Annotated in this window: 12 protein-coding genes and 2 tRNA genes; 5 read left to right on the top strand and 9 right to left on the bottom strand. The window is 55.7% G+C overall.

Annotation, left to right across the window (positions count from 1 at the left end):
- Positions 1-57 precede the first annotated feature (57 nt).
- Positions 58-714, top strand: a complete 657-nt coding sequence (locus tag BLU32_RS04160) for a TetR/AcrR family transcriptional regulator (protein WP_093810555.1) — start codon at positions 58-60, stop codon at positions 712-714.
- A gap of 380 nt (positions 715-1,094) precedes the next feature.
- Positions 1,095-1,514, top strand: coding sequence for a recombinase family protein (locus tag BLU32_RS04155; protein ID WP_157727495.1), 420 nt, complete (start codon positions 1,095-1,097; stop codon positions 1,512-1,514).
- 261 nt (positions 1,515-1,775) lie between these two features.
- Here the strand turns inward: BLU32_RS04155 and BLU32_RS04150 are convergent.
- A tRNA-Gln gene (locus tag BLU32_RS04150) sits at positions 1,776-1,850 on the bottom strand.
- Positions 1,851-2,109: 259 nt separating this feature from the next.
- Here BLU32_RS04150 and BLU32_RS04145 point away from each other — a divergent pair.
- Positions 2,110-2,186 (top strand) — tRNA-Pro (locus tag BLU32_RS04145).
- A gap of 360 nt (positions 2,187-2,546) precedes the next feature.
- Here BLU32_RS04145 and BLU32_RS04140 read toward each other — a convergent pair.
- The 4 genes from BLU32_RS04140 to BLU32_RS21610 form a co-directional block, all read right to left on the bottom strand.
- Positions 2,547-3,161 carry an acyl-homoserine-lactone synthase gene (locus tag BLU32_RS04140; protein ID WP_256371437.1) on the bottom strand — a complete coding sequence of 205 codons (615 nt, stop codon included), beginning with the start codon at positions 3,159-3,161 and terminating at the stop codon, positions 2,547-2,549.
- 148 nt (positions 3,162-3,309) lie between these two features.
- Positions 3,310-4,026, bottom strand: coding sequence for a LuxR family transcriptional regulator (locus BLU32_RS04135; RefSeq protein WP_093805121.1), 717 nt, complete (start codon positions 4,024-4,026; stop codon positions 3,310-3,312).
- A 50-nt stretch (positions 4,027-4,076) separates the two neighbouring features.
- On the bottom strand, positions 4,077-4,256 hold the full coding sequence (locus tag BLU32_RS21615) for a hypothetical protein (protein ID WP_157727493.1): 180 nt from the start codon (positions 4,254-4,256) through the stop codon (positions 4,077-4,079).
- 145 nt (positions 4,257-4,401) lie between these two features.
- On the bottom strand, positions 4,402-4,596 hold the full coding sequence (locus BLU32_RS21610) for a hypothetical protein (protein WP_157727492.1): 195 nt from the start codon (positions 4,594-4,596) through the stop codon (positions 4,402-4,404).
- Between the two features lie 68 nt (positions 4,597-4,664).
- Here BLU32_RS21610 and BLU32_RS21605 point away from each other — a divergent pair, with 68 nt between their 5' ends.
- Positions 4,665-4,895 carry a hypothetical protein gene (locus BLU32_RS21605; RefSeq protein ID WP_157727491.1) on the top strand — a complete coding sequence of 77 codons (231 nt, stop codon included), beginning with the start codon at positions 4,665-4,667 and terminating at the stop codon, positions 4,893-4,895.
- Positions 4,896-5,036: 141 nt separating this feature from the next.
- Here BLU32_RS21605 and BLU32_RS04125 read toward each other — a convergent pair.
- The 3 genes from BLU32_RS04125 to BLU32_RS04115 all read right to left on the bottom strand — a co-directional run bounded on the left by BLU32_RS04125 (position 5,037) and on the right by BLU32_RS04115 (position 10,592).
- A protein-coding gene (locus BLU32_RS04125) for an IS3 family transposase (protein ID WP_093805119.1) occupies positions 5,037-6,133 on the bottom strand; the annotation gives its coding sequence in 2 pieces (ribosomal slippage) (positions 5,037-5,872 and positions 5,872-6,133; 1,098 coding nt in all).
- Positions 6,134-6,267: 134 nt separating this feature from the next.
- On the bottom strand, positions 6,268-7,392 hold the full coding sequence (locus tag BLU32_RS04120; protein ID WP_093805118.1) for a hypothetical protein: 1,125 nt from the start codon (positions 7,390-7,392) through the stop codon (positions 6,268-6,270).
- On the bottom strand, positions 7,392-10,592 hold the full coding sequence (locus BLU32_RS04115) for a hypothetical protein (protein WP_157727490.1): 3,201 nt from the start codon (positions 10,590-10,592) through the stop codon (positions 7,392-7,394). Before BLU32_RS04115 ends, BLU32_RS04120 begins: the two co-directional genes overlap by 1 nt.
- Between BLU32_RS04115 and BLU32_RS04110 the strand changes: the two genes are divergently transcribed.
- Positions 10,554-11,174, top strand: a complete 621-nt coding sequence (locus BLU32_RS04110) for a bifunctional 2-polyprenyl-6-hydroxyphenol methylase/3-demethylubiquinol 3-O-methyltransferase UbiG (RefSeq protein ID WP_093805116.1) — start codon at positions 10,554-10,556, stop codon at positions 11,172-11,174. The two genes, BLU32_RS04115 and BLU32_RS04110, sit on opposite strands and share 39 nt — an antisense overlap.
- Here the strand turns inward: BLU32_RS04110 and BLU32_RS04105 are convergent.
- Positions 11,161-11,424 (bottom strand): hypothetical protein, encoded by a 264-nt coding sequence (locus BLU32_RS04105; protein ID WP_256371429.1) that lies wholly within the window; start codon positions 11,422-11,424, stop codon positions 11,161-11,163. The genes BLU32_RS04110 and BLU32_RS04105 overlap by 14 nt on opposite strands.
- Positions 11,425-11,494 lie beyond the last annotated feature (70 nt).

Raw genomic sequence — 11,494 nt, 5'->3', positions numbered from 1 at the left:
TGTACTGACTGGATCATTTTGTTTCTGATACAGCTTTGGTAAAAATGGGACATGGCGATGACGACAGATGCAGAGCGGCGCGGCTGGACGCAGAATCCGGAGGCGGTAAAGCAGGACATCCTCACGGTGGCGCTGTCGGAATTCGCCACCAACGGGCTGTCCGGGGCGCGGGTCGACACGATCGCCTCGCGCACGCAGACCTCCAAGCGAATGATCTATTACTACTTCGGGGACAAGCTGGGACTCTATACCCGGGCCCTCGAGGCCGCCTATTTCAAGGTGCGGGACGGCGAGGCCTCGCTCGATCTTGACCACCTGCCACCGCGTGAGGCGCTGGCCCGCCTTGTCGCCTTTACCTTCGACCACCACCGGGCGAACCCGGACTTCATTCGGATGGTGATGATCGAAAACATCCACAACGCCGAGAACCTCGCCGCCTCCAAGGTGATCCGCGACATGAACTTCGCCGCGATCGACAAGCTTGCCCGGATCTGCCGCCGCGGGCAGGAAGCGGGTGTGTTCCACGCCGCCCTCGACCCGGTCGCCCTGCACTGGCAGATCAGCGCCGCCAGCTTCTTCAACGTCTCCAATCGCCCGACGTTCTCGGCCATCTTCGGCGGCGAGCTATTCGAGGACCCTGCGCAGGAGGAGATCAGGCAGCAGACCGTCGACGCCATCCTCGCCATCGCCTGTACTCCCGAAGCCACGCCGTAGCCCCAATGTACCGGACATACATCGCCACACGGAGGGAACGACCTTCGAACGGCCGGTTCGGGTGTTCGACCAGCGGCGTTCCTGCCCGGGTTTGACGGTGCTTTGGCTGATGGCAGCGCCGGAATGGGTTTGGCGCCAGCACAGGAGTCACTTCCGATGCCAACGAAGACGCAGCCTCACAAGACCCGGCGCTTTCCGATGGTGATCTTGAGCACTGCTGCACAGCGGACGCATCCTCCCCGTCCCAGACAGCATCAAGGCGCGCGGTGCGGCCCTTCAGCGATGCCCCGCCTTTCTCGCGACCCGCGGCCAGGCGCAAGAGGTCGAGGCCGATACGTTCGATGCGGTTTGGCAACGGGCGCGCGCGGGGCGATGTCGCGATGAGCCGCGGCGCGCTGCATCTAATCCTCAGGAACCAGGTCTATCGCGGGAAGATCACGCACAAGGGCAACAACTATCCGGCCACGCATGCGCCAATCATCGCGGAGGCGCTTTGGGAGGAAGTTCAGCAATGCCTTGTTGCGCGAAATCGGCGTTTGAGGAGCAGCACCGATGCGGCATCCATTCCCACCGGCAAGAACGCCTCCTCGCTGATGGGGCGCGTCTTCGATGCCGCTGGACATCGGTGGTCTAAGGACCTCCTCTCGGGCCGGGTCCCGAGCCTTGCCGAAATTGCGCGCCGCGAGGGCCGCAACGTGGTCGAGATCAGCCGCTCGATTGGGCCGAGCAACGCGACTTGTTGCTCGATGAGGACATCGTCAAAGCGGTCGCGTATTTCTGCAGGCGATGATGTCACATAAGCGCAAGCCGGTCGCAGCACTGCCATGTCATTCGAAGGTGCAGCGGCGATGGTGCGCGGTCGCGAAAATTCCGCACCACTCCATTACCTGCGACCATGATACGGCAAGTGCTCTCTGGAGCCTTTGCGAGGAATAGGCCGGGATTCGCCGCGGAAAGACACGACAAAAGCTACCTCCGTCCCAAGCAATCACTCATAACCGACGGAAATTTCGGAAGAAATCCGGAAACCGCCAAACCGGCACATTCGCTCGCGGACTGGATGGCTGGGGCGGCAGGATTCGAACCTGCGAATGGCGGCACCAAAAGCCGCTGCCTTACCACTTGGCTACGCCCCAACGCGCGACGACGTGTATAACCAGCCCCTTTGAGACACGCAAGCATCGCCTCGAGCGGGCATTGCGTTCTCTCCACATGTTTGGCCGGATGAAAAGGAAGACGGTCGCCCTTTCGTCCTGCCGGCATGGTCATCCACAGCCGCAATCGTTTTCCGTGGGAAGACAGGGTTGCGAAGGCGCGGGCGTGGTGATATTAACCCGCGACGTTGCAGAGAGACGCCGCCATCCCGGGACGGAAAATCGCCTTTGCACGCACTATCGGAGTGTAGCGCAGCCTGGTAGCGCACCTCGTTCGGGACGAGGGGGTCGCAGGTTCAAATCCTGCCACTCCGACCAATCTTTTCAATAGCTTATTGTCAGACCAGAAATGCAAAAACGGTCATCCCGACAGTTATCCCGACAGAAACTCTATGAACTCGGGTCGGAACGACTATCCCACGACAAATACCCTTGGGACACGAGCGTAAAGATCATCGCCTCCCGACTGGGAGTGCAGATAATTGTAATTTCATACAGGGCCGGGTCATTCTGCTCAAAGGTTCGCAGGGCCTCAGTGACCTGATCTTCTGTCCAACCATTTTGATCTTTAGAAGTCACCTCTTGCTCCTGTCTTTACCATTGCAGATCAGCTGCCTAGAGAGAGTGCCGCCTCGTACTCGTACGGCACCCTCTGATGCCAACAATGGCCCTTTTTCTTCACGCAACGAGCGCATAGAGCGGGTCGGTGGGGACTGTCTTTTCGAGAACGCTCTCGGTGATCCCGCTTGCCTCCCGCAGCCCGTCGATCATCGCGTCGTCTGTTTTGAACAGTCCCGCGTAGGTCATCACCCGACCGAACCGCATCGGAGTTCCGATCGTCTCGGCCTTGCAACGCGCCCGCTGAAAAAGTCGCGCCATCGTCGCATCATAAACCGAGACAATCTGACGAAGACGGATCAATGTTCCGACTTCCGCCATTCCGAGAAGAAGTTCGGCCGTCACTTCATTTATGGGACCGGCGCTCCTGGCCTTGCAGGCGTATTCCGGATCGATCGAGAAGCGCGAGCTTTCCCAGATCAACGGATCCGCAATCTGAAGATCCTGCGGAAGCAGATCCGAAAAGACGTCGCGCAACATATTTGGCCCCGTCGTCGGCAGCAACCGAACACTGCCTCTGACGTCGCCGGTATCGGGATCGATGGAGATCATGTAGAGCGGGTTCTGACTGTCGAACTCGTCGATTTCCCACCCGTCGTCCACGTGTACGTCCCAGCGCAAACGACGATGGAACACTTCAGCTCGAATGGTGTGCATCCGATCGATCTCGTACATATGACGCAACCGATCACAACCTTGGATTAGTCTAATCATTGCAAGCTCCCCTGTTGGAACGACGGAATCATGACAAGGGAAAACCTGCTGACATAGTCCGTAAATTTGCCGAGTAGACAACTTTTTCAATTAAAAACAATCAATTAGTTTAGATTATCTTCAAACGAAGCGCTCTAGTCACAGAATGCGTCGTGTTGACAGCGTTGAGCTTCAGGCGAGAAAATTCCATGTATGACTGAACCGTTCCTCTCCGGATGCCGAGAATAATTGCGATTTCTTCATAGGTCTTACCCTCCGAGGCCCACTTCAAACATTCGATTTCCCGCCGTGTGAGCCGTGGAATAACGGTTTGAACCCGCTCAACCCTCAAGATCATTTCATGAACGACATTTGCGATAAGTTGAAAGTCACGCATGTAGTGCGTCCGTAGCCTGATCCACTCCCGATCCGATTCCTCGCTTGTGATGGACAACATGGCCGCTTCTCCGTTTACACCACGGATAGGCATCGTCAGGCCTTGCCGACCGACGCCGAACTCCTCGGCTTCGCCAAAAAATGTTTTAAGGGGACCACTTGTTCTGTCGAAAGTAGACCAATCAGTCGGTAACATTCGTTGCAGTCCAGCACTCAGAACCGGGTCTACGGAAACGTAGTCCCTGTCCTTGTAATGCTGCACCCAGGCATCATCGTAGGTAACGGCGAGATATGGCTCACGAACTGTCAACTCTGGAATCTGCGCAGCAAAGTATACAACATTCTTCAATCCGTAAGATGATCTGATCCGATCAAGGAGCGCCATAGCCTGCGCAGAGTCTTCGATAGCGTTGAGCTGATCGATTACCTCCGAGAAAAATACATTTCGCATCACGGTTCTCACCCTCTGCACTTAAGGGTGGAAATTTTAGCATTTTCCCGTCAGCGATGCGACGCTTCCTGATTCAGCAGAATGCGTCCTCCGATCTTGTTGATGATATCGTCCACGTCAGCCGAAAGTTCAGCATCAAGATCACCTAACGCCTCGCGACAAAACTGTAGTGTACCCAGCACGTAACTGAGCGTACTCGTTGCCGTTTCGTGTCTTTCCGAACCATCCATTTGGCCCTCCCCTCTGGCTCCGTTCAAATTATCGAATGGAAGGGCGACCGTGTATCGTCATATTCATGGGGGTACACCTGCCCCCGTAGATTTGGGGAGTTGACCAAGCCTAGGCGCGACAATTAATCGTAAGGGTTGATTTTTTCTAATTTTGATTGAAAATATTGAATTCAGGAATGACAATCGAGATTGGGCTATGACGAAAGCAGTCAGTCAAGCTGACATCATCGGTCGCATCGAAGAGCTTGCGAATTTCTATCGCCTGCAGGGTCTCATGACCGAAGCGGAAAGAATGGAAAGGATCCTCATTTTCGCGCTCTATGAAGTCGAGGGCAATCAATGCGCAACATCTTACATTTCCGAAATGATGCCAGAAAGTATTCAGAGGATAATTTTTCGGGAAATATAATGGAAAACCTGAGAAAAATTTCTTCCCGACCAAAATCGATTTTCCGGGAGGCAAATACCGTAAGGATATATATGGAGAGTGGAACTGTCGTTGAAAGCACGCCGGAAGAGGCAGAAGCAACCCTCGAAAGACTTGAGCGCCGCTTAAAGCTTGCCTCGCTGCCAAACCGACGCAAGGATCTCAAGTTGCGCATCGACGCCTATCGCAAGGCGCTGCAGAACCCGGCTTAGTTTAGATTTACATCAACAGAATACCAAGGCTCCTGACCTGCTCCCCGGATTGTCCTCGTTTAGAAGTGAAGTCTGTCCCGGGTTGGAGTGCTCCCGAACGTGCCCCCGGTTGGGATTAGAGTTTTCGGACCATAATCAGCATCACGGGCTGGTTGCGTGTGCTGATTTCATGAGCGCTGCCGGGACCTTGTTCCCGATTGCGCAGTGTGGTCGCTGTTCGTTGTAGTCTCTACGCCAAGCCTCCAACTTTTCCGCTGCGTCGGCAAGGCTCAGGAACCAGTGGGCGTTCAGGCATTCCGCCCGCAGCCAACCGTTGAACGCCTCGATGAAGGCATTGTCGGTCGGCTTGCCGGGTCGTGAGAAGTCGAGTGTAACGCCTCGTCGATAGGCCCACAGATCCATATCACGGGAGATAAACTCGGAGCCCTGATCCACCCGGATCGTTTTCGGATACCCGATCCGGCCACAGACCCGTTCCAGTGTCTCGACTACGTTCTCGCCCCGGTAACTGAACCGCGGATCAAGCACCGGCACATAGCGCGAGTAGGTGTCGATCACGGTTAGAACGCGGATCCTGCGGCCAGTCGCCAGCTGGTCGTGCACGAAATCCATCGCCCAGACGTCGCTCGGCCCTACGGCCTCCACGCGATCCTCGCGAAGCTTCGCCTTCACCCTCCGCTTCGGCGTCTTGTTGCGCAGCTGCATGCCCAACTCCCTGTAGACCCGATAGGTCTTCTTCATGTTGATCGCCCACCCCTCCCGGCGAAGGAGGACATGAACCCGGCGGTACCCGAACCGCACACGGGTCTGGCAGATCTCCTTGATCCGCTGTTCCAGAGCGGCCTGGTCGGGCCGACGCGAGGTGTATCGGTAGGTCTTGGGATCGAGCAGGATCGCCGCACAGGCGCGGCGGATCGAGACCGCCCACTCCGATCGCATCACATCGACCAGCGTTCTCTTCCGACCAGACCTCAGAGCTTTCGCTTGATGACGTCCTGAAGCATCTCCTTGTCCAGCGACAGGTCCGCGACGATCTTCTTCAGCCGTGCGTTCTCCTGCTCGAGCTCACGCATTCGCCGCATCTCAAAGGGCATCATCCCGGCATACTTCTTCTTCCAATTGAAGTAGGTCGCCTGGCTGATCCCAGCTTGACGACAAACCTCCGCCACCGGCGTACCGTCCTCACCCTGCTTGATGATGAACGCCTTTTGCGCGTCCGTGAACCTCGATGCCTTCATCGCCTTCCGCTCCTCTTCCAGCCAAGGAATCAGACCCGGAAAACTCTAACCAACTTCGGGGGCATTTCACGGAGGCACATCACCTCCGGCAAACCCGGCGCGGTTCACTAAACGCCTCAGGGGTTACGTGGCTGTTACAGCGCCTCAGGGGGAAGAAGTTCCTCGACCTTACGTAGAATCGCTTCTTCCTTGCCTGTCTGTTCAGGGTGGATGCCATTGTATCGGGGGTATTTTAGATAAGCCCCAGCCAGCACTTCCAAAGCGCCTAGCCTGCGCGTCCTCGTGGGCGTCGCTAATCTGTTTTCTGTAAACCCCCAGCCAGCGTAAAACGGAGCACCCAAAGTGACTACCGGCTTACCTCTCAGGGCCGCCTCGAAGCCCGCAAGTGATGTAACGGTGTAAACGACATCAGCGCTCTCAAGACAATCTCCAATGGCAAACTCGGATCCTAGTATCGTACATACATCATCGACAAGTCTAGGATTTGAGTAGTGCGGCTTGGAGAAGGCTAGGGACTCCGGGTGAGGCCGATATAGGATCTGAGCGTGAGGGTTTTCTTCGGCGGCCAACATCACCAGTTCATTCCCTGAAACCACGCGCTCAGCCCCAAACCGTATCGATAAATCATCCTCAACTTGGCCGAGGACGAGGACGTGCTCCTTTCCAGGCGCAAGAACCTCATTCACTGATCGCTTGGACAAAAAACTGTATTTGGAAAGACCGTTTTCCTTCATCCGCTTTGCAAGGCGTGCTGCGTGCCCCATGAGCGCATCGTCGCCTTGAAAGTCGTAGCTGCTCAGAATTTGCTCCAGTTGAGAAACCCTAAGCCTATCGAAATGCATCGCACGTTGATCGAACACAAGACTGGCGGGCGACGTGCGGTCCGCACCTAGGCCGAACGATCGAATGAACCCATCCTCGACGTATGTGAGCGGAATTCCGTGCCGCTTACAGAACAGCGGCAGATCGGGCGATGATTTGTAGCTCCACGTGAAGACATGAGGAGATGCGTGGCGGCCTATGTCTAGGAGCTGCGCTTCGGTCGCGGCGGAACCAAAGCTTGCTACCGCAACATTGTAGTCCTCGAGGTAATCGAGGATGAATGTTTTCCACCGAGCGAACCCGAAAAGCACGGCAGTGGGGGCATCGCGGCCGGCGCGTTCCACAGCCGCACTCCAAGCAGCGTTTTGCTTTAGGATTGCTTTAGCATCCCGGAAAAAGGCTTTGGGTTTTCGTAAGAGCATTGTCAGCTTGGACATCAGTGCAACGAATGTATCCCGGCATCTAGCCACTCGTCCATGACGCTTCCAATGTCTAGAGCCACTCCACCGGCATCTTTCGCTGTGTCGATGAAAACTTTCCCGATGATCCCTCCAGCCACCAAGACAAGTGTCCCCGCACTCACCCTATCGCGGACTTGCTGGTTGATGTCCTCGTAGATCAGCGGCAACGGCTGATCTGCCACGTGATACTTTTCGTTTCGCGAGGTTCGAAAGTGCGTGGGAATGACGATGTGCTCGATTTTCGACGCGTCCTGCATCCAAGCTGGCGCTGATTCTGCCCCAGCGCTGCTTACCAAAACACATCGCTGCGCCGCGCCTATGAGGTCCTTCATGGCATCGACGGATCTGAATAGCGGGATATTCATCTTCTCCTCGCCAAACAGTGCGGAGGGCTCATGCGTTGAGAAGTGGTGCAGCACCTGCAGTAGCCCACGGCCCTGGATGCTGCCCGTAAAGGTGGTAGTCTTGTGGTGTGTGTCACGGACGAACCGATGTATCGACGGGATTCCTAAGACGTCAGCGCGATCTGCCGCCGCCACTACCCTGCTGCAAAGTAGACCTCTTTGCTCTTCGGTCAACTCCATGCCCCACCAATGGCGTTCCCGGTTCTTCTGATCCTCCAAGGAAAAAAACTCGTGTCCTTGAGCGAAGGCGTGCCCTTCGCCATCGCTGAGGCGTATCATTGAAAAGGGACGCTGCTCACTGAGAGCCGTCATCACCGATTGCATGAAAGCTTTGCGTTCGGATGGACTTGAACGGACATCCATGTACCGCATGTAGGGTCGAAGACGATCAAACACTGGTTTAACGTGAACAGAAAACTCCTCGACTACCGCCGGGTTCGCGCTTGTCTCAAAGGCAAATTCTATCTGGCTATGCGACGGCCCTTCACTATCGGACAGATGTTCGCTGTCTATGTAGCTAATTTTAAGACGATGCAGGGATGACTCAGCTTTCCAGAATTCTTCCCGCGCACGCCTGTATTCCTCCGGATCCCGTTTGATCAGGTATCTCAGCAAGGCTATTCGTCGGTTGGTAGACAAGCTGGCGCGCTTTAAGCGTTTGCTTTTGAGAAACAACACCTCGAGCAAATCTGGGCGGTCCAACCTCAAGCATGCTGAGAACGCCAAAGCCTCTAGACTGGATCTGACGTAACCAGTGTCATCGACGTCTAGGATGGCACCAATCATCCCCGAAAGATCGTAGGGGAGCGGCACTCCCGACAGCTCCAGGCGCTTGAAGGCGAGCCACAGGAAGACTGGCACGCTATCCTCCAACAGCTCCGCTTCGTCAAAAAGCGAATACGATTCTGGATGGCGGTCAGCGTGAAGCTTCTCAGCAGCTCTGATGGCCTGTTCGTTGGAGATGAAACCAGCCGCAAGGGTGATGTTTAGCCACTGACCCGGGCTTCTGGAGGATTTGAGTGACTGCTCAATCCACCCGCTGAGATCGGTTACCGCCGTCGCAGCCAATGCAGCGCGTTTCGCGGGCGCCGCAGCAGGTCCGGAATCTGACGAGCGCAACTCCCACATAGCTTGCTTGTCTTTAAGAGCAGACTGGTAAGCTACGTACTTCACCACTTCCAAAACCGTCCGCGGGGCGACGCGGCTTCCCCAGTCCACCAAACGTCTGGAGAAACCGCCCAATTTCACAGGCGGCCGGTGCAATTTCTGCGTGGCCGGACCCTTCGCCGCCCTTTGTAGAGGAACGGCAGAGGCAGGGGCCGGACGCGGACGCCACCTCTGTTGTCGAATGGGTTCCAGAATTTGGAGCAGCCGGGCTGTTTCCGCCGCACTGTCGGAGGGGGTGGGCGAATATGAGTCGGTGTAGATCTCATTCCATTCATCATCAAATGAAATGCACTGCCAAAATGGCTGATCTAGCGCCGCAAGCTGGGCCTCTTTCACAATTCCCATTTTGCAGAACGAATAGTAATCATCTTCGACAGGGTCGAAAGAAAAGTTCTGCATTACCGGGATACCGCGGTGCAGCAATTCGATGACTACCGAAGAGTTGCCCACAAGCGCAAGATGCGGCTCCGCGAATGCCTTTCGAATCTCGATGCCCTCCGGCCAGTCCACGGGTTCCTGATTGGGATGCGGTTTAATGTAAACGGCAGATACGAGCGGGTTGGCTCTTAGCTTTTGGGTTACGGATGCAAGGCCGGGAACGTCTACCCTGCCCGTTGTATAGATCACGACCGGAAACTTGCCGTCCTGATCAAAACCCAGCGTCGGTCTGACAAAGGGTGTGGTTGTGCGACCTATGACCAGAACTTCGCCTGCTGGTGACCCCACCTCTAGGTAAATGCGCTTGGAGCGGTTATTCCGCAGGATGCTGACTTCAAAATCTAGCGGTGGGAAACTGGATGATACCTCCGCATGCTGAAGGTATATGCGGGGCACCTCGAAGCACTCCATGGCCAGAGCAAATGCTACTGGATTAGGCGAATGATCGTTAGCTACTACTGCAACGCCTGGAAGCGCACTGTCTTCGCTACGCAGCGAAAAGACATATCGCAAGAAATGCACGAAAAACTGTCCCACCTGGTATACAAGTGCGGGTAAAAAGCTCGCACGCTGGTCGTAAAAAGCTGCCACGGAGGAGCGAAGAGACTCGGTAATGTCAACCGGATGAGACGCCTTGCGGAAACGCAAATCTACGATATTTGCAGTCGCCAGGCGGCGGTTCGCATCGATAAGATCCAGTAGGAAGTTGAATTCCCGAATGTTGTTGTTGGTCCTGCCAAAAAAGAGCACGTCTACATCCGGCAGGAGATATGTCACCTGCTTCGATCTGCGCAACACGTCCATCGTGTACTCAACCGCCGCCTCTCGGAGCTGAGGAACGGAAACGTCTGCCGATAGAGCGGACCGGAGCTGGTCGGTTATCTTATGGCCGATCACCGCGTCATAATCTATCGAGGCATCGATGACCTTCGCGACCCTCTCGGCTCCTTTGATGGCAAGCCGTTCCAGAACAGTCGGGTCCACATCCTTAACAGTCGAACTATATGTGTACAAAATGTCCCCCGTAGCTACAAAAAATGGTTGCTTACGTCTCCGCGCTTCATAGCACGAAGCGAAAGCAAGTCGAGCGACACTGAAGTCGCTTCCTTTGACCAATGAGCTCGAAATATGCCCGATAATCGAAAGTTCGACCAACACGAGGCTCATGCGTACTGGAGGCATCCAGACGACGGCGCCAACAAGCCGGAAGAGTATATCGCAGATACGCCCACGCTCAGAGCCCGCACCTCGTCGCTTTTGGAGGTGTTTGACCGGCACGCGGCGCGCAACGACAGCATTCTGGAGATCGGCTGCAACGCCGGACGTAACCTGCGGGCCCTGTATGAAGCGGGCTACCACCGGCTATCGGCTATAGAGATCAGCGACGAGGCCATTACTGAAATGAAAGCCAGGATGCCGGACGTTTTCCGCGCGGTCGATATACACCAGGGCGCCGTGGAAGAAGTGATTAACACCCTCCCCGCCTCGAGTGTCGATGTGATCTTCACGATGGCGGTCCTCGTTCATTTACCCACCGAAAGCGAATGGGTTTTTGAAGCTATCGCCAGCCGCGCCCGAAAGACGCTCATCATCTTCGAACAGGAAGTGATAACCGAGCCATCTCGTCGGCACTACGGTAGAGAGTATCGCCCGATATTCGAGGCTCTAGGCTGGAGGCAGGAGTCAGAGGAATCCCCTATTCTTGGCCTTCCCAAAACCTACGCCTGCAGGGTCTTCAATCCTCGCTAAAGATATCGCGGCTGCACACCTTCTCCGCGATGTCCGCGAGGTCGAGGTTAATACGATTTACGATCACGACGTCATCGGGGGTCGCCACCACCACAAGATCGGCGTCGGAAAACCCCTCGGCTGGCTCTATCGTGGCATGCAGTTCCAGATTCCCAGTTCGAAGAAGCGCATTAACCCCGGCATCACGGATCGGAGATTGGCCCGAATTCAGCATCTGTACTCTCGACGGGTCGATGTCGAACGCTGTCACCTTTGAGATAGGAGGACGCCAATAGACAAACAGACGTATCCTATGCCTGCAACGACAATGTTCCTCAAAT

Origin of the sequence: Stappia sp. ES.058 (genome assembly GCF_900105595.1) — a bacterium.
Classification (GTDB): Bacteria; Pseudomonadota; Alphaproteobacteria; order Rhizobiales; family Stappiaceae; genus Stappia.
This window is presented reverse-complemented; position numbering and strand designations above follow the sequence as displayed.